This window comes from Dactylosporangium sp. NPDC006015 (assembly GCF_040614215.1).
Taxonomy (GTDB): domain Bacteria; phylum Actinomycetota; class Actinomycetes; order Mycobacteriales; family Micromonosporaceae; genus Dactylosporangium; species Dactylosporangium maewongense.
Genome location: NZ_JBEXUD010000002.1, coordinates 626,888 through 651,399 on the forward strand (window position 1 = coordinate 626,888; position 24,512 = coordinate 651,399).

Consider the following 24,512-nt stretch of genomic DNA (forward strand, 5'->3'; position numbering starts at 1 on the left):
TCTTGTTAGAGACCCAACGACCGCGAGATGATCATCCGCTGTACCTCCGACGTGCCCTCACCGATCTCCAGGATTTTCGCGTCGCGCCACATGCGGGCCACCGGCGTCTCGTTCATGAAGCCGTAGCCGCCGTGCACCTGGGTCGCCTCGCGGGCGTTGGTGACCGCGGCGTCGCTGGCCTGCAGCTTCGCGATGGCGGCCTGGCGCTTGAACTCCCGGCCGTTCACCAGCCGGGACGCCGCGTCGTAGTAGGCCAGCCGGGCGGTGTGCGCGCGGGCCTCCATGTCGGCGAGCTTGAACTGGATCGCCTGGTACTCACCGATCGCCTTGCCGAACGCCCGGCGCTGCTTGGCGTAGGCCACCGACTCGTCGACGCAGCCCTGGGCGAGCCCGACGCCGAGCGCCGCGAACGCGACCCGCCCCTCGTCGAGGATCTGCAGGAACTGCGCATACCCGCGGCCACGCTGCCCGAGCAGGTTGGCGGCCGGCACCCGGCAGTCGGAGAAGCTCAGCTCGTGCGTGTCGGAGGCGCACCAGCCGACCTTGGAGTAGCCGGGCTGGACCGTGAAGCCGGGCGTGCCGCTCGGCACGATGATCGAGGAGAGCTCCTTGGAGCCGTCCGGGTTGACCCCGGTGACGGCCGTGACGGTGACCAGGGCGGTGATGTCGGTGCCGGAGTTGGTGATGAAGGCCTTGGAGCCGTTGATCACCCATTCGCCGGTGGCCTCGTCCAGCACCGCGCGGGTCTGGGTGCCGCCCGCGTCGGAGCCGGCGCCCGGCTCGGTGAGGCCGAAGGCGGCCAGCGCCTCGCCGGTGACGAGCCGCGGCAGCCACTGGGCCCGCTGCTCGTCGGTGCCGAAGCGGTAGATCGGCATGGCACCGAGGGAGATGCCGGCCTCCAGGGTGACCGCGACGGAGGAGTCGACGCGCGCCAGCTCCTCCAGGGCGACGCAGAGGGCGAAGTAGTCGCCGCCCATGCCGCCGTGCTGGTCCGGGAAGGGCAGGCCGAAGAGGCCCATCTTGCCCATCTGGCGCACGATGTCGTACGGGAACGCGTGCCGCTCGTAGTAGTCGCCGATGACCGGTGCCACGACGTCGTTGGCGAACTCGCGAACGCTCTGACGGAGGGCCTCGAGCTCCTCGCCGAGGGTGAAGTCGACCATGACGGGTACCTCTCAGACGGGCGTGACGCCGTGACGGCGGCGCGAGAATTGACGGTCTTTCCCGGTGGCGGCGGCGAACCGGCGGGCCACCTCGTCGCGCAGCGCGCCCGGCTCGACGACCGTGTCGACGACCAGCTCGCTGGCCAGGCGCATGATGTCGATGTCGCGCTCGTACTCGGCCCGGGCCGAGGCGACGAACGCGGCGCGCGCCTCGTCGTCGGGCAGCGCGGCGATCTTGTTGGCGTAGACCGCGTTGACGGCGGCCTCCGCCCCCATCACGGCGATCTTGGCGGTGGGCAGGGCGATGGTGGCGTCGGGCTCGAACCCCGGGCCGGCCATGGCGTAGAGGCCGGCGCCATACGCCTTGCGGACCACGACGCAGAGCTTGGGCACGGTCGCCTCGGAGATCGCGGTGATCATCTTGGCGCCGTGCCGGATGATGCCCTGCTTCTCCACGGCCGAGCCGACCATGAAGCCGGGCACGTCGGCGAGGAAGAGCAGCGGCACGTTGAACGCGTCGCAGAGCTGCACGAACCGGGTCGCCTTGTCGGCGGAGTCGACGAAGAGCACGCCGCCCTTGAACAGCGAGTTGTTGGCGACGACGCCGACGGGCCGGCCGTCGATGCGGGCGAAGCCGACGGTGAGCTCCCGCGCCCACAGCGCCTGGATCTCGAAGAACGAGCCCTCGTCGACGAGACCGCGCACGAACTTGCGCATGTCGAAGGCCTGCCGCTCGCTGGCGGGGATCTCCGGCAGGCCGGTGGCGGCAGCCGCCGCGGCGACCGGCGCGGGCTGCGTCCAGTTGGACGGCAGGTAGGACAGGTAGCGACGGACCGTCTCGATCGCCTCGGCCTCGGTCTTGCACAGGAAGTGCCCGACGCCGGACTCCGCGCAGTGCACCCGCGCGCCGCCCATCGCCTCGAGGGTGGTCTTCTCGCCGGTGACCATCTCGACCATCCGGTCGGAGCCCAGGTACATCGACGCGTTGCCCTCGACCATCGCGACGACGTCGCAGAAGGCGGGGATGTAGGCGCCGCCGGCGGCCGACGGGCCGAACAGGGCGCAGGCCTGCGGGATGCTGCCGCTGGCGCGGACCTGCGTGTGGAAGATGCGCCCGGCGCCCCGCCGGCCGGGGAAGAGCTCGACCTGGTCGGTGATGCGGGCGCCGGCGGAGTCCACCAGGTACACCATGGGGACGCCGGTGTCGTAGGCCTTCTCGATGATCCGGATGATCTTCTCGACGGTGCGGGCGCCCCAGGAGCCGGCCTTGACCGTGGAGTCGTTGGCCATCAGGCAGACCGGGCGGCCGTCGACGGTCGCGGTGCCGGTGATGACGCCATCGGCCGGCAGGCCTTCGGCCAGCACGTTGGCGAACATCCCGTCCTCGACGAAGGTTCCTTCGTCGACGAGCAGGGCAATCCGCTCACGGGCGAAGAGCTTGCCCCGGGCAGCGTTGGCCGCGTGGTACTTCTCGGCACCGCCGGCCTCGACACGCTTCCGAAGCTCCTCCAACATGGCGCGACCTCCGCGTCAGCAACCTGAACGATCGTTATGTCTAACGATCGTTCAGGTTAGCCGAAGCGGAGGTCAAGTACCAATGGCTCGTCGGGCACGGGTCGGTGTGCACCCGGCGGGACCCCGGGTCCCCCTGCGGATCAGAGGGACCCCGGTACCGGTGTCAGCAGGAGTACGCGACCGCGCCGCCCTGGCTGGACGCCTGCGAGAAGCCGAACAGGCTGATCGCGTTGCCGCTGATGTTGACCGGCACCTGCAGCGTGGTGTCGAACTGGTTGCCGTTCAGCAGACCGGCGTTGTAGCCCGTGGTCCAGTCGCTGCACGAGTTCTTGACGGCGGTCGCGCCGCCACCGTTGCTCCAGCCGCCGCCGTTGCCGCGCCCGTGGTGCCCGTGGCCACGGCCGTGACCCCGGTCGTCGTCGCCGTTGCCGGCGCCGTTGCCGTAGCCACCGTTGCCGTTGCCGTTGCCGTTGCCGTAACCGCCGTTGTTCTGGCCGTTGCCGTAACCGCCGTTGTTGTTGCCGTTGCCGCCACCGTTGCCGTAGCCGCCGTCGTTCGCGGTGCCGGTGCCGGCGCCGTTGCCACGGCTGTGCTCGCTGGTGACCTTCTTGGTCTTCGCCTTGCCGTGCGACGCGGAGGCGCCGTGCGAGCTCATGTTGCTGGCGTTGCCCGCGGCGTTGCCGTACGCGCCGGGGTTGCCGTTGCTGCCACCGTTGCCGTAGCCGCCGTCGTTGTCGGCGTCGTCGTCACCGTAGCCGCCGTTGCCACCACCGTTGCCGTTGTCGTCGTCGTCCCAGTCGCCGTTGTCGCCGCCGTGACCGTGGCCGTGGCCGTGCCCGTGGCCGTTGCCACCGCCGTTGCCGCCGCCCCAGCCGTCGCCGTCGACGGCGACCGCGCCGCCGCCGCAGGAGGCGCTGGAGAAGCCGAGCACCGCGATCGCGTTGCCGCAGACGTTGATCGGCGCCTGGACCGTGGTGTCGAACTGGTTGCCGTTGAGCAGGCCCGCGTTGTAGCCCGTGGTCCAGTCCTCGGTGGTCGCGCTCTCGGTGGAGGCGCTCTCACCCTTGACCGCCCAGGCACCGCCGGCGCTCTGCGCGCTGGAGAAGCCGAACAGGCTGATCGCGTTGCCGCTCAGGTTGACCGGCAGCTGCAGCGTGGTGTCGAACTGGTTGCCGTTGAGCAGACCGGCGTTGTAGCCCGAGGTCCAGTCCTCGGTGCGGTTGCCGGTGCTCTCGGTGTAGTCGTCGGCGTCGGCGGCGTAGCCACCGTTGTTGTTCCCGGTGTAGCCACCGTTGCCGCCACCGTTGCCGCCGCCGTGCCCGTGGCCCCGGCCGTGGCCGTGCCCGTGACCCCGGCCGTTGTCGGAGGCCATGCCGCCCTTGACGGCGTACGCGCCGCCCTGGCTGGACGCGCTCGAGAAGCCCAGGACGCTGACGGCGTTGCCGCTGACGTTGACCGGCACCTGGAGGGTGGTGTCGAGCTGGTTGCCGTTGGCGACGCCCGCGTTGTAGCCGGTCGTCCAGTCCTCGGTGGTGGCGCTCTCGGTGTCGACCGCCGCGGCGCCGCCACCGCAGGACGCGTCGGCGAAGCCGAGCACCGCGATCGAGTTGCCGCAGACGTTGACCGGCAGCTGGAGAGTGGTGTCGAACTGATTGCCGTTCAGCAGGCCGGCGTTGTAGCCAGTCGTCCAGTCGGCGTGCGCGGCCCCGCCCGAGATGAGCAGGAAGCCCGCGGAAAGCACGCCCACGTTGAGCGACTTACGAACCCACGTCTTCATGGTGAAAGTGAGACCCTTCGGTAGGTGTTTCTGTTCAGTGCTGCTTGCGTGGGCGCGGATCGGAGCCGCGAAACCTGCGTGCGGGCAGGCTCTGCCCGGCTCCGCCCTGTCGACGTGCGCCCGGATGGTGCGTGTTCGGTGTTGCGAGATGCCGCGATGTGGTCGATGCGGATCGATGCTGGCCCAGGGGACCCTGGCTGGCTCCGGCTCGGCCCGCTTCGCTTCGCGTCGGCTGGCCGGCCGGCCTCAGTCGGGTGAGACTGTCGGCTTCTCGGCTGCGAGCAGCCGCAGCTCGGCGTCTTCGACCGCATCCAGCCTGAAGGTGACCACCTTCGTGCCGGCCGGAGCGGCGGGCAGCGTGGCGGCGGCGCCACCGTCGTGGTTGAGGCCCGAGCCGGTGCCCGGAACTCCCGAGGTGATGCCGGCCGCCGGCGCCGGAACGGGCGCCGGGCGGGGCAGCAGCGGCACGTGGCGCGTGCCCTGCGCTTCGGTCCGGTCCGCGACCGGCTTCTCGTGCGTGGCGTCGCCGGCGTCGAGCCGGTCGAGCTGACCCATGGCACGGGAGACGACGACGCGTGTCGAGTCGACGCCGGCACGGGAGGTGCCGGTCGCCGCGGCTACGACGTCGCCGGGTGACCCGACGCCGACCGGCTCGGCCTGGACGGCCGGCTCCTGCGTCTGCGTCTTGCGGGCGATCGTGATGCCGGCTTTTGCCGGCCTCTTGGTTCGTGAGTTCGTGGCGCTCGACGCGTTCACCGTCGTCAAGCGGGGCATCTTGGTGGACGCCGGAGTGGCGGCTTTGCCGGCCGCCTTGTCCGTGACCCCGTCGGTCGTGGCCAGGACCGTGCCCGTCACCGGTCGCAGGACGGTCAGCACCGTCCCGGTGAGCAGGTCACCCCTCGACTCGCGCGGCGACACCCCGGAAGGCGCGCCGGAGGACACCCTGGAAGGCACACCGGTGGACCCGATGTGACCGAAGGTGTGGCCACTGGAAGAGGCGTGACCATCAGCGCCGTGACGGCTGCCGCCGGCGCCGAGGTCGAGCAGGTCGAGTCCCGTCCCGCCGCCCCCGGTGACCAGGTTGGTCACCGGCGCGATCAGGGAGGTCCCGGACGCGAAACCGTCCGAGCCCGACGACTCCGAGGCGTGCGCCGCCGACGCCGACAGCAGCCAGGCCACGCCGGCAAAACCGGCGACGACCAGACCCTTGACGGCGAAACGGGCAGCAGACCGGGCACAGGGGGCCGTGCGCAGGTTGCGCTCGCTCCTTGACCGGGCCATGGCTGCCTCTCAGTACGGGCTCGGTGCCGGGCGGGTCGCCCGACATCTGACTGTTTCCGTACTGAGCAACGAATCGCCCCGGCCGGGGACACGCCACTATCCCGGCGAATCGGGCACAAGTGGGACAGCAGGCGTCAGAAAGGGATTCGCGGACCGGCCTTGAGCACGCCCGATGGCAGCTCCCGCCCGACGATCTCCTGCGCCATCGCCGCCGCCTCGATCATCGCCTTGAGGTCGATGCCGGTGTCGTGGCCCATGTCGTGCAGCAGGTGCACGACCTCCTCGGTGGCGACGTTGCCGGTGGCTCCCGGCGCATACGGGCAGCCGCCGAGCCCGCCGACGCTCGCGTCGAACTCGGTGATGCCCAGCTGCATCGCGGTGAGGATGTTCGCGAGGGCGGCGCCGCGGGTGTTGTGGAAGTGCAGCAGCAGCGGCAGGTCGGGGTGGCGGTCGCGGACGAGGCCGACGACGTCCTGCACGCGGCGGGGGGTGGCCATGCCGGTCGTGTCGCCGAACGCGACACGGTCCGCGCCGTCGGCGAACACCCGGTCGACGATGCCGGCCACCCGCGCCGGGTCGATGTCGCCCTCGAACGGGCAGCCGAAGCTGGTGGAGATGATCACCTCGGCGGTGGCGCCGGCGCCGTGCAGCAGCGCGATCAGCGCGGCGATGTCGTCGAGCGACTCGCCCGTCGACCGGTTCACGTTGCGCTGGTTGTGCGTCTCGGACGCCGACACGACGACCTCGATCTCGCCGAAGCCGGCCTTGAGCGCCCGCTCGGCGCCCCGCGAGTTGGGCACCAGCGCCGAGTAGTGCACCGCGGGGTTCTTGACCGCGGCGGCCCACACCTCGTCGGCGTCGGCCATCTGCGGGATCGCCCTTGGGTGGACGAACGACACCGCCTCGATCCGGCCGACACCGGTCGCGGAGAGCGCGTCGAGCAGCCGTACCTTGGCGGCGGCGGGAACGGGGTCCTCGTTCTGCAGACCGTCGCGGGGTCCGACCTCACGGATGGAAATGAAGCTCACCGCGCACCTCCTGGGCGCATCCGGCTCACGATGCCGGTGTCGTAGTCGCCGGAGAGGAACTCGGCGTTGTCGAGCAGCTCGGCGAAGAACGGCAGGTTGACCTTCGGCCCCACGACCTCGAATCCGGCGACCGCGGCGCGCAGCTTCGCCAGCGCGTCGGCCCGGTCGGTGCCGTGCACGACGAGCTTCGCCATCAGCGAGTCGTAGTTGGGCGTGACGACGTTGCCCGGCCCGTACCCGGCGTCGACGCGCACCCCGTCGCCGGTCGGCTCGACCCAGGTCGTGATCGCGCCGGGGCCGGGCAGGAAGCGCTTCGGGTCCTCGGCGTTGACCCGGACCTCGACGGCGTGGCCGGTGACGCGCAGCGCGGCGGGGTCGAAGGTCGGCGCGAGGCCGGACGCGACCCGCAGCTGCTCCTCGACCAGGTCGATGCCGAACACGGCCTCGGTGACCGGGTGCTCGACCTGCAGGCGCGTGTTCATCTCCAGGAAGAAGAACTGCCCGGAGGTCGGGTCGAACAGGCACTCGACGGTGCCGGCGTTGCGGTAGCCGACCGCCTCGCCCGCCCGGACGGCGGCGGCGAGCAGGTCGGCGCGCTGCCGCGGGTCGAGGGCCGGCGACGGGGTCTCCTCGACGAGCTTCTGGTTGCGCCGCTGCACCGAGCACTCGCGCTCGCCGAGGGCGACGACCCGGCCGTCGGCGAGGCCGAGGATCTGCACCTCGACGTGGCGGACGCGGGGGAAATAGCGCTCGATCAGCACCGAGCCGTCGCCGAACATCCGCTCGGCGAAGCCGCGGACCTTCTCGTACTCCACGACCAGGGCGGCCTCGTCGGCGGCGACCGCCATGCCCATGCCACCACCACCCGCGGCGGCCTTCACCATCACGGGGAAGCCGATCGAGGCCGCGGCGGCGACGGCGTCCTCGACGGTGGTGGCGGGGTCGGTGCTGCCCGGCGCGACCGGCACGCCGGCGGCGGCCATGAGGTTCCTGGCGTTGATCTTGTCGCCCATCGCGGCGATCGCCTCCGGCCCGGGACCGACCCAGATCAGGCCGTGCTCGGTGACGGTGGCGGCGAAGGCCGCGTTCTCCGACAGGAAGCCGTAGCCGGGGTGGATCGCCTCCACGCCGGTCGACTTCGCCGCGGCCAGGATCGCTTCGGTGTTGCGGTACGACTGGGCCGGGTTGGCCGGGCCGATCAGCACCGCCTCGTCGGCCTCACTGACGAAGGGCAGCCCGGCGTCGGCCTCGGAGTGCACGGCGACGGTGTGGATCCGCAGCCTGCGCGCGGTACGGATGATCCGGCGAGCGATCTCTCCGCGGTTGGCGACGAGCAGCGAACTCAGCATGCGGACCGCTCCTGTGGATAACTCTGTGGGTTAACACGTGACTGGCCTGTGGATAACCCTCGGAGGGTCACCCTTGCAGCGCGGAGAGTGTCGCGGCGCGCAACAGCTCGGCGCGGCGGGTCCGGTCGACCTCGCCGCCGAGGAACGGCGTGGAGTTCATCAGACCGAAGGCGGCGTGGGCGAGGACGCGGGCCTCCCCGGCGTTGAGCTCGCCGCGCAGCGCGGTGAGCGTGCTGACCCACTCCTCGACATAGAGCCGCTGCAGGCGCCGGATCTGCCGGCGGGGCTCCTCGGGCAGCCGGTCGAGCTCGTGCAGGTGCAGCGCGATGACCGCCGGGTTGGCGAGGGCGAACTCGACGTGGAAGTCGACCAGCGTGGCGAGCGCGGCGGCCGGGTCGTCGGACGAGTCGGCGATGCGCTTCTGCCCGCCGTCGAGCAGCTGCTCGCTGACCGGGATGAGCGCGGCCGCCAGCATCGCCTCCTTGCCGGCGAAGTGGTGGTAGAGGGCCGGGCCGGTCACGCCGGCCGCCGCGCCGATGTCGTCCATCGACACGCCGTGATAACCGCGGGTCGCGAAGAGCCCGACGGCGATCTCGAGGATCTCCTCCCGCCGTGAGCGGCGGCGTTGTCCGGCAGGCCCGGCACCGCGGGTCTGTGCAGGTGGGCGCACGGACGATTGCTCCAGCGTCATGGGGAAAGCCTAACCTTGTGTCAAGACAACTGCTGAACGGTCGTTAAGTTTGTCACTGCCCGAGGTGGAGCTGACGGATCTCGGCGGCCTCCTCCGAGCGATCCATCGCCTCGAGCGCCTCGGCCAGCATCCAGGCCGCGTTCTGCCCCGCCTGCGAGCCCGCGGGCGCGGCACCGAGCACCGAGCGCAGCAGCGGCTCGGCCGGTGCCGGATCGCCGGATCGCAGCAGCAGCTCGGCGTGCAGCAGGTCGGCCTCGAGGGCCTCGCCGAGCGCGCCGATGCCGCGCAGCACGTCCGCGGCGCCGCGGACCCGGGCCAGGGCCTCGTCGCCCTGGCCGGCGCCGAGCAGCACCCGCGCCGCGTCGCAGTCGAGCATCGCCCGCTGCCAGACCAGCCACGGCTCGGACGGCCCGACCGTCTGGCTCAACGACGCGGCCAGCGCGTCGGCCTCGGCGAGCGCGGCCAGCGACTCCTCGACGCTACCGGCCCAGCGCAGCGCGAGGGCCCGCATCCGGCGGTTGTACAGCTCGGCCTGGACCACCCCGGCGGCCCCGAACGCGGCCGCGGCCGCGCCGAACCGCTCGGCGGCCTGCGCGTCGCGGTCGGCCCGGTAGAGCAGCTGGGCCGCCTCCTGCAGCATCCGGCCGCGGGACTGCAGGTTGTCGAACCCGTCGAGGTTGCCGGCGAGCGTCTCCAGCAGCGCGAGCGCCTGGTCGGGCTCGTCGAGCTCCCGGTAGATCCGCGACAGCAGGTAGCGGGTGCGGTCCGCATACTCCTGGGCGCCGATCCGGTCGAGCACGTCGATCGAGCTCTCCGCCGCCTCGGCCGCGTCGAGCGGCTGCCCGGCCTGGTCATAGGCGTTGGCCAGGTCGAAGCGCAGGATCGCGGCGGGCCCGTCCTCGCCGTGCGCGACGTGGTCGGCGATCGCCTCGACGAGGTCGTCGACGGCCTCGGCCGGGTGGCCGCCGGCGAGCCTGGCCCGCCCCCGGCCGACCAGCGCCGACAGCCGCGGGTCGCGCTCGACCGCGGCGGCGAGCGCGGCGTCGAACGCCTCCACCGCGGCGTCGAACTGCTCGAGGTTGGCCAGCGCGTGCCCCTGGATCAGCGCCGCGAGCGCCACCGGCGGCGGGTCGCCGAGCCGGCCATACTGCTCGCGGCAGTCGGCGGCGGCCGCCACCGCCTCCTCGAAGCGCTCCAGCACCAGCAGGCACCGGGCCCGCCGCCCGGCCAGCTCGGCCCGCAGCGCCGGGCGGGCCGGCTCCTCGGCGACCGCGGCCTCGACCGCGGCGAGGGCGTCGTCGAGCCGGTCGAGCGCCAGCAGCGGATACTCGAGCCGCAGCCGCGCCTCGGCCCGGGTGTCGGCGTCGCCGATCGCGACGATCCGCTCGGTGACCTCGGTCAGCCGGGCCAGGACCTCCTCCTGCCGGTCCTCGGCGTCGGGGGCGAGCAGCGCGCGGGCCTCGGCGATCAGCGCGGACCGCTCGTCGCCGAGCCGCCGGTGACCGGCGGCGGCCTCCAGGAACGCGGCCTCGGCCACCTCCGGCTCCTCGTCGACGCTCGCGATCCGGCCACGGCCCTCCACCCGCCGGACCGCCAGCGCGGGCGCCGGGTCGTCGAAGAGCTCGTCGAAGCGCTGCCACGCGGCCCGCGCCTCGGTGAAGCGGTACTCCTCGAACAGCTCCTCCGCCCGGTCGAGCAGCTCCGCCGGGTCGGTCGGCAGCGGGCGCGGCGCGCTGGTTGCGGCGGGCGCGGCGGCGGTCCGCAGCGTGCGGGCCACGGCGCTGAGCGGCAGGTGGTCCACGAGCGGCTCGGCGTGCAGCCGGGCCTCGATGAGCCGGCCGATGTTGGCCGTGCCGTTGCGGGCGTCGAAGCGCGCCGCCAGGGCCCGCGCCCGGGCCGCGAGCCGCTCGGCGAGCACCGGCGCCGGCAGCCCCTCGGCACCCCCCGGCGCCGCCCTCTCCGCCGCCGGCACCCCGGTGATCACGACCGTGGCGTCGAGGCGGCTGAGCAGCAGCGCCGCCGCGGCGGAGAACCACATGTCGGCCTGCGGGTGCGGGGACTTGTCGAGCCAGGTCAGGTGCCGCTCGACGATCTCCAGGCCGCGGGTCTCGTTGCCGGTCCGCGCGCAGAACACCACGTGCTCGCCGATGCGCTGCAGGTCGGCGAGGTTGCCCCGCAGACTGCGGTAGGCGCGGCGGTGCGCGTCGGCGGCCTCCGTGAGCCGGCCGGTGCGCAGATACGGCACCAGCAGCGACGTCAGGATCGACTGGGGCTGCTCGGCGCAGGTGAGGTGGCCGGCGAGCACCGGCTGGGCGAGCGCCACCGCCGCCTCGTCGTCGCCGGCCGACACCAGGTGATACACCTTCGACGTCGGGTCGCAGCCGACGCAGTCGGAGTTGTCGTCGCGGGGCGTCGCGCACCACTGCTCATACCACTCGTCGGCGGCCGGGTCGCCGATGTGCGCGGCCACGGCGTGCCGGTAGGAGTAGACGGCCTGCAGGCTGTGCCCACCGGCGCGGAAGCGGCGCTCCATGTCGTCGAGCACGTCGTGCGTGCGGCCGAGCGGCACCTCGGGGAACTTCAGCAGGCCCGACACCATGTACTTGAACTGCCACAGCAGCAGGCTCTCGGCGTGCCGGTCGAAGCGCTCCGGGTGCGCGTCATACTCCGCGCGGCACCACGAGAACGTCACGAACGACTTCGCGGTCTCCCCGCCGTGCACATACGCCGTCGTGGCCTGCATCCGCGCCGCGAAGCGCAGCTCGTCGAAGCCGCCGGCGTCGGCGTGCTGCACGATCTGCTCGACCAGCGCGATCTGGCCACTGCCATACGGCATGTGGTCGGCCTCGCGCAGCAGGGTCCAGAGCTCGTCTTCAGTCTTCATGCGCGACCGCCTTGTTGAGCAGGCCCAGGAATGAGCTGTTGAGCAGCGCGGCGTCCGCCGGCCGCAGCGGATGGTGTCCGAGCAGCAGCGCCTGACCGTACAGGCCCTCGACGGCGAGGCGCACCAGGTCCTCGTCGGCGAGCTCGCTGATCCGCCGGACCAGCGGGTTTCGATGGTTCAGCACCAACTGGGGCCGGTCCTCGTCGTCGGTGCGGGCGAGGGCGTCCAGCACGTCGGCCCACACCTCGTCGACCCGCTCCCGGGTGGCCCGCAGCTCGGCGGCGAACGCGGCCGACCGGTTCACCAGATACATGGCCGGCATGCCCGCCGGGTCGAACGCGCGCAGGACCACCTCGCAGCCGAGCCGGTCCATGGCGCGCTGCGCGCGGGCCACGAACGGCCGCCGGGCCAGCTCCAGCCCCGGCTCCAGCGCGTCGAAGTGCGTGGTCAGGTCGCTGGGCTCGACCCGCTCGATCAGCGCGCCCGGCTCGATCAGCGGCAGCCGCTCGATGAGCTGCGCGTCATACACGTAGCCGGCGTTGACCACCGGCATGCCCTGCGCCGCCGCGACCGCGCCGATCTGGCGGAACTCGTCGACCTGCACCGTGTATCGCACGAGGCCGTGCTGGGCGCGGAAGTCGGCGAGCGTCATCCGGCCCGTGTTGGTCTCCATCGGCCACCAGCGCTCGACCAGGCGCAGCATCTCGTCGTCGTGCACGGCGAGCGCCTTGACGCCGAGGTGGTGGATCTCCAGGAACTCCGCCAGCCGCCGCGGGTCGCGGGTGGCGAGCCGGACCAGCCAGCCGCGCAGCTGGTCGCCGAGCGTCTCGCGGGTCGACTCGAGCAGCTGGTCCTCATACAGCGCCTCGCGGCTCGCGGTCGGGCGCAGCTCGCCGGCGTCGAAGACGCACCGCGCGAAGAACGCCCACTCGGGCAGGACGCCCTCGGCGCCCTCGGCGAGCAGCATCCGCTTGAGATAGACGCGGTGGCCGGCACGGGCCGCCGGGTTGGCCGGGGTGGGCAGCACGAACGCGACCCCGGTCAGCCCCGCCTCGGCCACGGACAGGTCCACCACGTCGAACGGGGTGAACCCGAAGACCTCCCGGCAGTGCGCGACGAGCCGCTCCCGCCGGTTGTCGCCGCCCGCCCGCCACGGCAGGCCGTCGCCGGTGACCTGGACGTCGCCGACCTCGACGGTCACCGGCAGCAGCGAGCCATAGAGGGTGGCGAGCTCGGTCACGGTCCGCCGCAGCAGCCACTGGTCGGCGTCGCGCCGGGGCACCAGCGTCACGGTCGTGCCGACGTGCAGCCGGTCCTCGCCGGCGGGCGCGACGCTGTAGCGGCCGTCGGCGAAGCCGCGCCACAGCACCGTCGGGCTGCCTTCCGCCCTGGTCAGGACCCGGATCTCGTCGGCGACGAGGAAGCAGGAGAGCAGGCCGATGCCGAACTGGCCGAGGAAGTCGTGCCGGGCGAAGCCGAAGTCGTCGCGCTTGGAGCTGCGCCCGATCGTGGCCAGGAACTGGTGGACCTGCTCCTCGGTCAGGCCGATCCCCGTGTCGGACACGCGCAAGGTGCCGTCGCCGGTGACGTCGGGCGGGTCGATGCGCACCCGTGCCGACGCCGCCGGGTCGAGCGCGCGCCGCGCGGTGATCGCGTCGACGGCATTCTGGAGCAGCTCGCGCACATAAACCCGCGGGCTCGCATAGAGATGGTGGCTGAGCAGGTCCACGACCCCGCGCAGGTCCACCTGGAACGTCCGATCCACGCGCGCACGCTACCGCGACCCACCGACATTCTCCGCCCCGTTCTCACCCCAGGACGTGCTCCACGGCGGTGAGCCCCGGCACGGCGACGGTCGCCACCGGTGCTCCGGTTTCCGGATGCAGCCGGTGTACGGCCTCCGCCTGCCCCACGTACAGCCCCGTGTCCGACACCGCGACGCCCCGCGCGTCGCCCGGCAGGGCCCAGGTCGCCCGCGGCGACTTCGAACCGGTGTCGAACACCTGCACCTGCCGCCCGGCCGCGAGGTACGCCGCGGAGCCGGACACCGCCAACCGGGCCCGGCCCGCCACCGCCGTGAACCGGAGCTCCTGCGTGACGGCCAGTACATCGGCGGAAATGACCGCAAGAACACCCTTGCCCGCGTCGGCGACCCACACCTCCTCGCCACGCTGTGCGATCGTCAGCCCCTCGACCGGCCCCGTGCCGAACGACGACGGCAGGTCGACGCAGACCGCCCACCCGTCGGCGACGCTGAGCGTGTGCACGAACGCGTGCACGTCCGGCCTGCCGTCCCGCGCCCCCGTCTCCGGGTGCAGCAGGTCGCGGACGTGCACGTGGTCCGGCTGGTGGCTGTACAGGGTGAAGAGCCGCTGCCGCCGGGCGTCGAAGACCGCCTGCCGCCCTTCGCCGCGCATCTGCTCCTCCGCGCCCTCCGGCACGAGGACCTTCACACCCGCCTCCGCGTTCGGCAGGTTCAGCGCGGTGAGCTGCCCCGCCGCGAGATCGAGGACCCGCACCCGGTAGCTGTCCGGATGCTCCGGGGGCAGCATGTCCAGCACGAAGAGGCTCGTGCCGGTGGACGAGAACGCCTCGGGCTGCACGAACCCCGGCAGCTTCAGCCGGTGCCGCTCGCCCGCCGGCCCGGCGACCACGATCGTCGTCTCCAGCCGGCCCGCCGGATCGCCGTCGACGAGCGCGACCAGCCCGGCGTCGGATGCGACCGCCGCCAGCCGGCCGGCGCCCCGCACCGTCGTCTGCGCGACGACGTCGCCGGTGCGCGCGTCGCGGGTGACGACGCGCGACGCGCCCGGCTCGGCGACGGCGCTGACGAGCCGCCTGCCGTCGGCGGTCGCGAGGGTCGCCGCGGGTGTCACCACCCGGCGGCCGGTGCCGGACTCCACGACGGTCATCCCGTCCCCGACGGAGACGGCGAGCAGCTCCCCCGGCTCCACCTTCTTCGGCTTCGAGCCGGATCCGCAGGACGCCATCAGGACGGCCCCACCCAGGCCGAGCAGTTCACGACGCTTCATGCCCACCACGAGCCGCGATCCGCCGGCGCCGTTCCCGGCCCGCATCGACTATTTTCGGCGGGTGGATCTCCGTGCCGCGCTCGACAGCCTGACCGGTCTCTCCGTCGGTGACGCGCTCGCCGCGCCGTTCGAGATGCACCCGCCGCTGCCCGCCGGTGCCGGATTCGCCCCGCCGCCGGCGCCGTGGCGCTGGACCGACGACACCGAGATGGCCTGCACGCTGCTGGAAGGGCTCCGCCGGGACGGCCGGGTCGACCAGGACTGGCTGGCGGGCGCGTTCGCGCAGCGCTGGAGCCGCGACCGGGGCTACGGCCGCGGCGTGCGGTCGCTGCTGACCAGCATCGACGAGGGTGTCCCGTGGCGGGTCGCCGCCGGCGCGCTGTTCGCCGGCCGCGGCTCCGCGGGCAACGGTGCGGCGATGCGGGTCGCGCCGCTGGGCGCGTTCTTCTCCGGCGACCCCGACGTCGCGGCGCGGCAGGCGGCGCTGTCGGCGGAGGTCACCCACCGGCATCCGGAAGGCGTGTCGGGTGCCGTCGCGGTCGCCCTCGCGGCGGCGCTCGCGGCCCAGCACACGCCGCGCGAGTCGCTGCTGCGCATGGTGCTCAACGCATTGCCGCCGTCCGACGTCCGGGACGGCATCGGCCGCGCCGCCCGCATGGCGGAGGCGTCCGATCCCGGGGAGGTCGCCGCGGAGGTCGGTAACGGCGCACACGCATTGGCGCAGGACACCGTGCCGTTCGCGCTGTGGGTGGCCGCGCGGTATCTCGACGACTATCCGGAGGCATTGGCGGCGTGTGTACGGGTGGGCGGCGACACCGATTCGATGTGCGCGATCGCCGGCGGCGTCATCGCGGCGCACACGGGCGTCGGCACACACGGTGACACGGTCGGCGTGCCGCCGGAATGGATCGATTCACGTGAACCGCTACCCACGTGGGGCTGAACACTCTACGTGACAGTTGAACGGTAATTCACCCGAACGATCACGCCGGACCAGGTTTCCACGAAGATGGACTGAGCAGCACATTCACCCCAGAGTCCCATCCGGGCGTATCAAGGTTTTTTGGCAGGCCCGGGGGTAACAATGTGCTCATGTCACACCCTGCCGCGACCTATCGCCTCGGTATCGTGTCGACCTATCTGCCTCGCCGTTGCGGGCTCGCGACGTACACCGCGGACCTGCGGGAGGCACTTGGTGTCGCCAGCGACGATCTGGAAACAGTCGTCGTGGCCATCGACCGTGACGGGCACAGCTACGGTGACGAGGTCGTCGTCACCATCAATCAGGACCGCATCGAGGACTACTCCGCCGCCGCCCGCGCCATGCGGGAGGCCGGCGTCCAGGTCGTGCTGATCCAGCACGAGTACGGGATCTTCGGCGGCACCGACGGCTCTCACCTGCTCGAACTGACCCGCGCGCTCAACGCGTGCGGCATTCCTTACCTGCTGACACTGCACACGGTGCTGTCGCGCCCCTCGTCCGGGCAGGCGGCGACGCTGCGCGCGCTCTGCGCCCGGGCGGCGAGGGTCACGGTCTTCACCGAGACCGCGCGCCGGGTCGCGATCCGCACCGGCGTGGCCGCCGGCCACCAGCTGGTCGTGGTCCCGCACGGCGCGCCCGAGGCGATGCGCCAGCCACCGGACCCCGCGACGCTGCGGCCCGAGCTGCGCGAGCTGCTGGACAAGGTCGCCGGGAAGCCGACCCTCACCACGTTCGGCCTGCTCAGTGAGGGCAAGGGCATCGACATCGCGATCGACGCGCTGGCCGCGGTGGTCAAGGAGCACCCGGACACGCAGTACATCGTGGCGGGCGCGACGCATCCGGAGATCAAGCGGCGCGACGGCGAGGCCTACCGCGACAGCCTGCAGTCCCGCGTGGAGCTGCTGGGCCTGGCCGGCCACGTGCACTTCGTCGACGCCTTCCTGGGCCTGGACGAGCTGTCGGCCATCCTGCACGCGAGCACGCTGTTCGTGACGCCGTACCGGTCGCCGGAGCAGATCTGCTCGGGTGCGCTCACGTTCGCGCTGGGCGCGGGCCTGCCCGCGGTCTCGTCGTCCTACAGCTACGCGGAGGACATGCTCGCCGGCGGCGCCGGACGGGTGGTGCCGTGCGGCGACGACGCGGCGCTCGCCGCGGAGATCATCGACCTGCTCACCGACGGCCGCGCGCTCGCCGCCGCGAAGTCGGTGGCCGAGGCGTGCGCCGTGTGGCTGCCCTGGCCGGCGGTCGCCGCGCGGGAGGCGGAGCTGGTCGCCGACGTGCTGCGCCAGACGCAGGCCGCGACGGCCCGCCCCGGTCACTCGACCGCGGCCGCCCCGCTGCTCAACCTCGCGCACCTGGACCGGCTCACCGACGAGATCGGCATCATCCAGTTCTCGCACGGCGCCAACCCTGCGCTGGAGTCCGGCTACTGCGTCGACGACGTGGCCCGGCTCGCGATCGTCGCGGCGGACCTGCTCGCGGTCGGCATCGACACGAAGCAGACGGCCCAGGCGACGCGCTGGCTGCGCCAGTCGATCCGCTTCCTGACCGCCGCCTACGACCCGTCGGGCGCGATGCACAACATGCTGAGCTACCACGGCACGTGGCAGGACTGGCCGCACCAGGGCGACCACGTCGGCCGGGCCGTCTGGGCGCTCGGCGTCCTGGTCGGCACGCCGGCCGTCCCCGACGACATCCGGCGGCCGGCGGCGGCGCTGCTCGACGAGCTGGGCGCGCGCACCCACCAGCTGCCGGACATCGGGCTGCGGACCGCCGCGTACGCGCTGATCGGCCTGGCCCGGGCGGGCCGCACCGACCAGGCGGCGCCGCTGCTGCGCCGGCTCGACGAGGCGCTGGTCGCGACGTCGGCGGTGGACCCGTCGTGGCGCTGGTTCGAGCCGGAGCTGACCTACGACAACGCCCGGCTGCCGCACGCGATGCTGCTCGGCGCGGCGCTGCTGGAGGACGACGCGATGGCGGCGCGGGCGATCGCGGCGCTGGACTGGTACGCCCAGCACGTCGGGCTCGCCGACGGCACCCTGCGCTGCGTCGGCAACCGGTGGCACCGGCGGGGCGAGTCGCCGTCGGTCTGGCTCGCCGACGACGGCGACGAGCAGCCGCTGGACGCGGCCGCGATCACCGAGGCGATGGTCGACGCCTGGCAGTACACCGCGGACCCGGCGCTGGCGCGGCTGGCGGGCTGGGGCTACTCCTGGTTCCTCGGCAGGAACCGGGCCGGCGCGCGGCTCTACGTCGACGCCACGGGCGCCTGCCACGATGGTTTGTCTGCTACTGAGCCAAATGGGAACCAGGGTGCCGAGTCCACGCTAGCCTATTACCAAGCGCTACTCAGCCTGCTCAAAGCCGGTTTGGCCGCTCTGCCCCACCCTGTCGTCGCCACGACGCCGGTCCCGACGTCATTGCCGGTCACCGGCCCGTCACGGCCGACTCCGAACAAGGCGCCGACGGGCACCCGGGCCGTCGGACGGGCCTCGGCCGGCTTCAGCGCGACCGCCCAGCCGCCCCGCCTGCGCACCACGGAGGGCCAACCTGATGCACTTTGACGCGGAGCTGTTCCACCGGGAACCCACCAATCCCCTGCTCACGGCCGGGGATTGGCCCTATCCGATCAACAGCGTGTTCAACCCGGGCGCCTGCCTGCACAACGGTGACACGGTCCTGCTGTGCAGGATCGAGGACCGGCGGGGTATCTCGCACCTGACCGTCGCCCGCAGCAAGGACGGCCGCACCGACTGGGTCGTGGACGCCAAACCGCTGATCGCCGACGACCCCACCGACCAGCACAGCTGCTGGGGCGTCGAGGATCCCCGGGTCACCTACGTCGACGAGCTCGGCAGCTACGTGATCGCCTACACCGCGTACGGACCCAGCGGCCCCTGCGTCGCGCTCGCCCGCACCGAGGACTTCGAGTCGGTCGAGCCGCTCGGCATCGTCATGCCGCCCGAGGACAAGAACGCCTCGCTGCTGCCCCGCAAGATCGACAACCAGTACGTGCTGTTCCACCGGCCCGTGTCCGTGCTGTCCGCACGGGCCGACGTCTGGCTGTCGAAGTCCGCGGACCTGCAGGCGTGGACGACCCCCGAGCCGGTCATGCAGTCCCGCTCCGGACCCTGGTGGGACGCCACCCGGATCGGCATGGGCCCGCCGCCGGTCGAGACCCCGCACGGCTGGCTCTGCGTCTACCACGGCGTCAAGCAGATGGTCGCGACGTCGCTGTACCGCGTAGGCCTGGTCATGCTCGACCTGGACGACCCCACGAAAATCATCCGGCGGACACCGAGCTGGGTCCTGGGCCCCGAGGCCGAGTACGAACGGGTCGGCGACGTGCCCAACGTCGTCTTCCCCACCGGCCTCGTCCACGACGAGGCCCGCGACGAGCTCCGCCTGTACTACGGCGCCGCCGACCTGTGCGTCGCCATGGCCAGCGCCCGCTTCTCCGAGGTGGTCGACTACCTGGTCAGCCTGCCCGCCGAGAACGAATAGCCCTGCCAACCGAACGGCGGCCCGCTGTCAGGGCCGCCGTTCGCCATGTTCCAGGCGCCCCACCATCCGACCTTGCCCGGCGAGCACCACCCAACCCCACCCCTCCCGGGCCGCCACCGGCGAAACGCACAGGGCCACCCCTCTCCCACCCACCCAGACATTGGTCAATGCCCAAAACGCCCCATTCCTGATGGACAGAGGCCGCGGACCACACCAGGCAGCCGCTCGCCACGCACCTGGCGCCCACATACAGGGCCTACCCCCTCCACCCACCCAGACGTTGGTCAATACCCCCGCAACACCCAGCCCCTCCCGAAACGCCACCGACGAACACACAGGGGCTACCCCTCCACCCACCCGGACGTTGGTCAATGCCCCGAAACGCCCCTTTTCCGGATAGACATAGCGCGATCCACCCACAGTTCGATCACTGATTTGAGGGTGGATCGCGCAGCGTCTATGGAACAAATGCCAAAAATCGGGGCATTGACCAACGTATTCGCGCGGAGACGAGACCAGAGACAGAGACGGGTGTGTCGGCTGGTTCAGTGCCGGGCGGGGAGCGGGTCGAGGGCGTCGGCCGGCGTGAGGTTCGACCCGCTTGGGCAGGACGGCGGCCCCCTGCAGTGGGCCGCCGTCCTGTTTGTCGCTACTTCGGGCTGTTGCCTTTAACGACCGGGACGCGGACCAGGTTGCCCCACTCGGTCCAGGAGCCGTCGTAGTTTCGCACGTGCTGGAAGCCGAGCAGATGCGTCAGCACGAACCACGTGTGGGACGACCGCTCGCCGATGCGGCAGTAGGCGATGACGTCGTCGTCCGGGGAGAGGCCGAGCTCGCCGACGTAGATCTGGCGCAGCTCGTCGACGGGCTTGAAGGTGCCGTCCTCCTGGGTCGCCTGCTTCCACGGCTTGCTGACCGCGCCGGGGATGTGGCCGCCGCGCAGCGCGCCCTCCTGCGGGTAGTCGGGCATGTGCAGCAGCTCGCCGGTGTATTCGCCGGGTGAGCGGACGTCGACCAGCGGGCGGTCGGCGGCGATGTGCCCCATGACGTCCTCGCGGAACGCACGGATCCCCGTGTCGTCCCTGGTGGGCACCGGGTAGGTGGTTTTCGGGCGACCCGGCGCGTCCTTGGTGAGCGGCCGCCCCTCGGCGATCCACTTGGACCGTCCGCCGTCGAGGATCCGCAGGTTGCGGTGGCCGAAGAGGGAGAACACCCACAGCGCGTAGGTCGCCCACCAGTTGAAGTTGTCGCCGTAGAAGACGATGGTGTCGTCGGGGCCGATGCCCTTGGCCTCGCAGAGCGCGGCGAAGCCTTCCGCGTCGAGATAGTCGCGGGTGACCTGGTCGTTGAGCTCGGTGTGCCAGTCGACCTTCACGGCGCCTGGGATGTGGCCGGTGCCATACAGCAGCACATCCTCGTCGGACTCGACGACGACGAGACCGTCGTCGTGGAGCCGCTCGGCCAGCCAGTCGGTGGTGACGAGTTTCATGAGTTCAATCTAGCGGCGCGAGCTCGGGCCGTTTGGCAGTCACCATGTCCCCGGAAGACTTTCCGGTCAGCCGCCGCTTCACCCACGGGGCCAGGTGCTGCGTCGCCCAGCGCGCGTCGGCCGCCTTGCGCGACATCCACGACAGATCCTCCGGCGGTGGTGGTGCGGCCAGCCACGATGCGTCGCAGTCGACGCCGAGCGCCGTCAGCACGTGGCCGGCGACCCGGCGGTGCCCGGCCGGCGAGAGGTGCAGCCGGTCGATCCCCCACAGCCGCGGGTTGCCGAACTCGGCGTCGTCCCACATGTTCACCACGTGGGCGCCGTGCTTCGCGCCGATGCCGTCGATCGCGGTGTTGAGCGCGTCGACCCGCGGGCGGAGCATCTTGCCGCCCGGCATCCTGCCGGTCAGGTCCGCGAAGCGGAAGACGATCACGTCGGCGCCGGTGGCCCGCAGCCGCTCGATCGTCTTGTCGAACCGCGCGACCAGGATGTCCACCTCGAACCCGCGCCGCAGCGCGTCGTTGCCGCCGCCGGCGAAGCTGATCAGGTCCGGCTTCATCGCCGTGGCGAGCGGCACCTGCTCGGCGACGATGTTGTCGAAGAGGCGGCCCCGCACCGCGAGGTTGGCGTAGCGGAAGTCCGGCAGATCCTGGGCGAGACAGCCCGCCACCAGATCCGCCCAGCCGCGGTAGCCCTTGCCGTCCGGTCTCGGATCGTCCATGCCTTCGGTGAAACTGTCACCGACCGCGACGTAGCTCGTCCACCCCGCCACCGCACAACCTCCCCATGGTCTGCATGCCTGCATCGCATCTTTTCAGGGCACCAGGGGGGTTGGAAGCGACTTTGCCGCACGCCACACCTGGTTCAGCCCTTCCGGGTTCGGGTAACAAACGGGCATCAACAGCCGGGAGGGCGACCATGACGATGCAGACCGTCCGCGACGTGATGACCACCAATGTTGTGTATCTCCCGAGTGAGACGACCCTCGCCGAGGCGGCTCGCACCATGCGTGAGCAGGACATCGGCGATGTCGTGGTGGCCGACGGTCCCGGTCTCACCGGCGTGGTCACCGACCGCGACATCGTCGTGCGTGCCGTCGCGGAGCGCTGCGACCCCGCCGCCACGACGATCGGCGAGATCGTCACCCGCGACCTCGTCACGGTCCGCCCCGAGGACTCCATCCACACGGCGGCGCTGCTCATGCGCGACCAGGCCGTGCGGCGGGTGCTCGTCTGCGACGACGCGCAGGGCCTGGTCGGCATCGTCTCCATCGGGGACCTGGCCGAGGAGATCGACCCCGACTCGGTCCTCGGCGGCATCAGCAAGGCCGCCCCCAACAACTGAGCGGCTAGATTTGAGGTATGGACATGCCCGGCAAGCTGGCCGCCATCGTCGACGAGTTCGCCTCCGCGCCCCGCGACGTGGTGCTGGAGATGCTGCTCGAGTTCGCTGACGCGGTCCGCCCGCTGCCGGCGTCGTTCGACGGGCACGAAGGCATGGAGCAGGTGCCCGAGTGCCAGACGCCGTTCTTCCTCAAGGCGGTGGTGACACCCACGGATCAGGTCGAGCTCCACTTCGACTGCCCGCCCGAGGCGCCGACGACCCGCGCCTTCGCGGGCATCCTGAGCGAAGGCCTCGAGGGTGCCACCGCCGCCGAGGTCCTGGCCGTCCCCACCGACCTGTACCACCGGATGGGTCTCGCCACGGCGATCAGCCCGCTGCGCGTCCGCGGCGGCACCGCCGTCCTGACCCGCCTCCAGCGCCAGGTCCGCGAGGCCGCCTCAGCGCAGCAGGTTCGCGAGGCCGCCTCAGCGCAGGATGCCTAGCCTCCTGACCTCCGGGATCCAGGTCGGAAACTCGCCGAGCAGGCGGTCGTAGAGCTCGGCGTCGCTGACCTTCGAGATGTCGTCGACCGCGAAGAACCCGACGTTGTCCACGACCCGGCCCGCCATCCGGTCGAACCGCTCGAGAATGCCGTAGTTGCCCTTGCCCAGGCCGATGAACTGCCAGAACGTCGGCTCGCTCGCGGCGTCGCGCAGCTGGCGCTCGATCTCGGCGTTGCGGTGGACGCCGCCGTCGGAAAAGAAGAGCACCAGGGTCGGGTCGGGCACCGGGTTCGCGGCGGTCCAGCGCCGGACCTGGTCGATGACGCTCGCCTCGTTGTTGCTGCCGCCCACGCCCGAGGGCCGTTTCGGCGTCTGGGCGGCGAGCCATCCCGGCATCTCGGCGATGGTCAGATCCGGCAGTTGGCGGGCGAGGTCGGCGAACGCCCACACCTGCATGGTCCCGTCGTCGTCCAGCTGAGCGGCGACCGCGGCCATGCGCTCGACCGCCTGGCTGACGATGCCGCTCTTGTACAGCCGGTGCATCGACCCCGACGCATCGAGCACCACGATGACCCTGGCCCGGATCCCGGCGGCGCCGCGCTTCGCCAGCGACACCAGCACCTGCTGTTTACGCAGGTTGAGCCGCTGCCGGTCGGCGGCGGGCAGCCGCTCCTCGCCCTTGGTGAACCGCACCCCCGGCCGCTGCTCCGGAACAGCCGGCGCGGGCGCTGCGGGCGCCGCGGGCGCTGCGGGCGCCGCGGGCGCTGCGGGCGCCTCGGAGATCGAGATGCCGAAGGCGGTCGCCAGACCGGCCAGCCCGGTGTCCCAGCCCTGCCCGACCGCGCGGAACTTCCAGGCGCCCTGCCGGCGGTACAGCTCACCCACGACGAACGCGGTCTCCGTCGTGGCCCGCATATCGGCGAACCGGGCGATCTCGGCGCCGGTGGCGGTGTCGTAGACCGTGGCGTGCAGCCCGGGGACCTGCCCGAACGAGCCACCGTCCGCCGAGGCGGCGACCACGATCCGGTCGACGCCCGGCTCCACGGTCCGCAGGTCGGCGCTCACCGCGTCGTACCCCCAGCCACCTGCCTGCTGCTTCCCGTCGTGGACGACGGCGCCGCTCGGGTGCTTCGGCTGGTTGTAGAACACCATGTCGTTGTCGCCGCGCACCTTGCCCGCCGCGTCGAGCAGCAACGCCGTGCAGTCGACGTCGGGCACCCCGGCCCCCTGCTGCCAGCCGACGACCACCCGGACGGCGCCGACCTGCACCGCCGTGTTCCCACCCTTGGCAAGCGTTGTCACGACTGACAACCTCGCACGCCGCGATCACCGGGTCTTCGCACGAACGGCTCATGTTTCACGTGCAACGTCGCCGCGACCTGCGGAACGGCCGATCCTCGGGCTCGACGCGGGGGCTCAGGCCGGCCCGTACGTGAGGTGGACGACGCCGGTCGGGAACGTCTCGGACGCCGCCAGCCGCAGCGGCACCCGCGAGCCGTCGAAGAGGCGCTTGCCGGCGCCCAGGACGATCGGGCACACCAGGAGGTGCAGCTCGTCCAGTACACCGGCCACCAGCAGCGACCGGACCAGCGTGGCGCTGCCGGTGACGGTGATGTTGCCGCCCTCCTGGCGCTTCAACGCGGTCAGGGCGGCGGCGACATCGCCCTCCAGCAGCGTCGACCCGGCCCAGTCGACCGAGGTCAGCGTGGTCGACGCGACCAGCTTCGGCGTGTGGTTCATGAAGTCGGCGATCTCGCCACTCTGCCCGGGCCAGATCTTGGCGAACTCCTCGTACGTCTGCCGGCCGAGCAGCAGCGTGCCGGTGGCGTCCCGGCGGTCCTTGATCGACTGGCCGACCTCGTCGCAGAAGTAGTCGAAGCTCCACCGCTCCGGCGACTCGACGACGCCGTCAAGGGACATGTGCAGCCCGGCAACGATCTTGCGCATCTCGGTGCTCCTTAAGGTTGGGTTCCAATGACGCGTCGAACGAC

General features: G+C 72.0%; 19 protein-coding genes. 5 read left to right on the forward strand and 14 right to left on the reverse strand.

Annotated features, from left to right (window positions below):
* Positions 1-5 precede the first annotated feature (5 nt).
* The 10 genes from ABZ321_RS05885 to ABZ321_RS05930 form a co-directional block, all read right to left on the reverse strand.
* Positions 6-1,163 (reverse strand): acyl-CoA dehydrogenase family protein, encoded by a 1,158-nt coding sequence (locus tag ABZ321_RS05885; protein WP_354889629.1) that lies wholly within the window; start codon positions 1,161-1,163, stop codon positions 6-8.
* Between the two features lie 12 nt (positions 1,164-1,175).
* Positions 1,176-2,678 (reverse strand): acyl-CoA carboxylase subunit beta, encoded by a 1,503-nt coding sequence (locus ABZ321_RS05890; RefSeq protein WP_344508435.1) that lies wholly within the window; start codon positions 2,676-2,678, stop codon positions 1,176-1,178.
* 163 nt (positions 2,679-2,841) lie between these two features.
* Entirely contained in the window at positions 2,842-4,455 is a 1,614-nt protein-coding gene (locus tag ABZ321_RS05895) for a chaplin family protein (RefSeq protein WP_354889631.1), read from the reverse strand.
* Between the two features lie 246 nt (positions 4,456-4,701).
* Positions 4,702-5,736 (reverse strand): hypothetical protein, encoded by a 1,035-nt coding sequence (locus tag ABZ321_RS05900; protein ID WP_354889633.1) that lies wholly within the window; start codon positions 5,734-5,736, stop codon positions 4,702-4,704.
* Between the two features lie 134 nt (positions 5,737-5,870).
* Positions 5,871-6,764 carry a hydroxymethylglutaryl-CoA lyase gene (locus tag ABZ321_RS05905; protein WP_354889635.1) on the reverse strand — a complete coding sequence of 298 codons (894 nt, stop codon included), beginning with the start codon at positions 6,762-6,764 and terminating at the stop codon, positions 5,871-5,873.
* Positions 6,761-8,113 carry a biotin carboxylase N-terminal domain-containing protein gene (locus tag ABZ321_RS05910; RefSeq protein ID WP_344508442.1) on the reverse strand — a complete coding sequence of 451 codons (1,353 nt, stop codon included), beginning with the start codon at positions 8,111-8,113 and terminating at the stop codon, positions 6,761-6,763. Before ABZ321_RS05910 ends, ABZ321_RS05905 begins: the two co-directional genes overlap by 4 nt.
* A 67-nt stretch (positions 8,114-8,180) precedes the next feature.
* The gene (locus tag ABZ321_RS05915) at positions 8,181-8,804 is read right to left on the reverse strand and encodes a TetR/AcrR family transcriptional regulator (protein WP_344508443.1); all 624 of its coding nucleotides are present in this window, start codon (positions 8,802-8,804) and stop codon (positions 8,181-8,183) included.
* A gap of 52 nt (positions 8,805-8,856) precedes the next feature.
* Positions 8,857-11,688 (reverse strand): tetratricopeptide repeat protein, encoded by a 2,832-nt coding sequence (locus ABZ321_RS05920; protein ID WP_354889637.1) that lies wholly within the window; start codon positions 11,686-11,688, stop codon positions 8,857-8,859.
* Positions 11,678-13,453 (reverse strand): HSP90 family protein, encoded by a 1,776-nt coding sequence (locus tag ABZ321_RS05925; RefSeq protein ID WP_354889639.1) that lies wholly within the window; start codon positions 13,451-13,453, stop codon positions 11,678-11,680. The genes ABZ321_RS05920 and ABZ321_RS05925 overlap by 11 nt, the downstream gene beginning before the upstream one ends.
* 43 nt (positions 13,454-13,496) lie before the next feature.
* Positions 13,497-14,720 (reverse strand): hypothetical protein, encoded by a 1,224-nt coding sequence (locus ABZ321_RS05930; RefSeq protein ID WP_354889641.1) that lies wholly within the window; start codon positions 14,718-14,720, stop codon positions 13,497-13,499.
* A gap of 61 nt (positions 14,721-14,781) precedes the next feature.
* On the opposite strand from ABZ321_RS05930, the gene ABZ321_RS05935 reads away from it, so the two are divergent.
* The 3 genes from ABZ321_RS05935 to ABZ321_RS05945 all read left to right on the forward strand — a co-directional run bounded on the left by ABZ321_RS05935 (position 14,782) and on the right by ABZ321_RS05945 (position 19,206).
* On the forward strand, positions 14,782-15,663 hold the full coding sequence (locus ABZ321_RS05935; protein ID WP_354889643.1) for an ADP-ribosylglycohydrolase family protein: 882 nt from the start codon (positions 14,782-14,784) through the stop codon (positions 15,661-15,663).
* 149 nt (positions 15,664-15,812) lie between these two features.
* Positions 15,813-18,266, forward strand: a complete 2,454-nt coding sequence (locus ABZ321_RS05940; RefSeq protein ID WP_354889645.1) for a glycosyltransferase — start codon at positions 15,813-15,815, stop codon at positions 18,264-18,266.
* Positions 18,256-19,206 carry a hypothetical protein gene (locus ABZ321_RS05945; protein ID WP_344508455.1) on the forward strand — a complete coding sequence of 317 codons (951 nt, stop codon included), beginning with the start codon at positions 18,256-18,258 and terminating at the stop codon, positions 19,204-19,206. Before ABZ321_RS05940 ends, ABZ321_RS05945 begins: the two co-directional genes overlap by 11 nt.
* 649 nt (positions 19,207-19,855) lie before the next feature.
* On the opposite strand, the gene ABZ321_RS05950 is transcribed toward ABZ321_RS05945, so the two are convergent.
* Positions 19,856-20,695, reverse strand: coding sequence for a sulfurtransferase (locus ABZ321_RS05950; RefSeq protein WP_344508457.1), 840 nt, complete (start codon positions 20,693-20,695; stop codon positions 19,856-19,858).
* Positions 20,696-20,699: 4 nt separating this feature from the next.
* The gene (locus ABZ321_RS05955) at positions 20,700-21,467 is read right to left on the reverse strand and encodes an SGNH/GDSL hydrolase family protein (protein WP_344508459.1); all 768 of its coding nucleotides are present in this window, start codon (positions 21,465-21,467) and stop codon (positions 20,700-20,702) included.
* A gap of 146 nt (positions 21,468-21,613) precedes the next feature.
* Here ABZ321_RS05955 and ABZ321_RS05960 point away from each other — a divergent pair, with 146 nt between their 5' ends.
* Both ABZ321_RS05960 and ABZ321_RS05965 read left to right on the forward strand, forming a co-directional pair.
* A complete protein-coding gene (locus ABZ321_RS05960; RefSeq protein ID WP_344508461.1) occupies positions 21,614-22,039 on the forward strand; it encodes a CBS domain-containing protein in 426 nt (141 codons plus the stop codon).
* A 17-nt stretch (positions 22,040-22,056) separates the two neighbouring features.
* Complete coding sequence (locus ABZ321_RS05965) at positions 22,057-22,521, forward strand: SufE family protein (protein WP_354889648.1); 465 nt, start codon at positions 22,057-22,059, stop codon at positions 22,519-22,521.
* Here ABZ321_RS05965 and ABZ321_RS05970 read toward each other — a convergent pair.
* Together ABZ321_RS05970 and ABZ321_RS05975 are read right to left on the reverse strand one after the other, a co-directional pair.
* On the reverse strand, positions 22,504-23,823 hold the full coding sequence (locus ABZ321_RS05970) for a VWA domain-containing protein (RefSeq protein WP_354889650.1): 1,320 nt from the start codon (positions 23,821-23,823) through the stop codon (positions 22,504-22,506). The two genes, ABZ321_RS05965 and ABZ321_RS05970, sit on opposite strands and share 18 nt — an antisense overlap.
* A gap of 114 nt (positions 23,824-23,937) precedes the next feature.
* Positions 23,938-24,468: a dihydrofolate reductase family protein gene (locus ABZ321_RS05975; RefSeq protein ID WP_344508467.1), complete on the reverse strand. Its 531-nt coding sequence runs from the start codon at positions 24,466-24,468 to the stop codon at positions 23,938-23,940.
* Between the last annotated feature and the right edge of the window lie 44 nt (positions 24,469-24,512).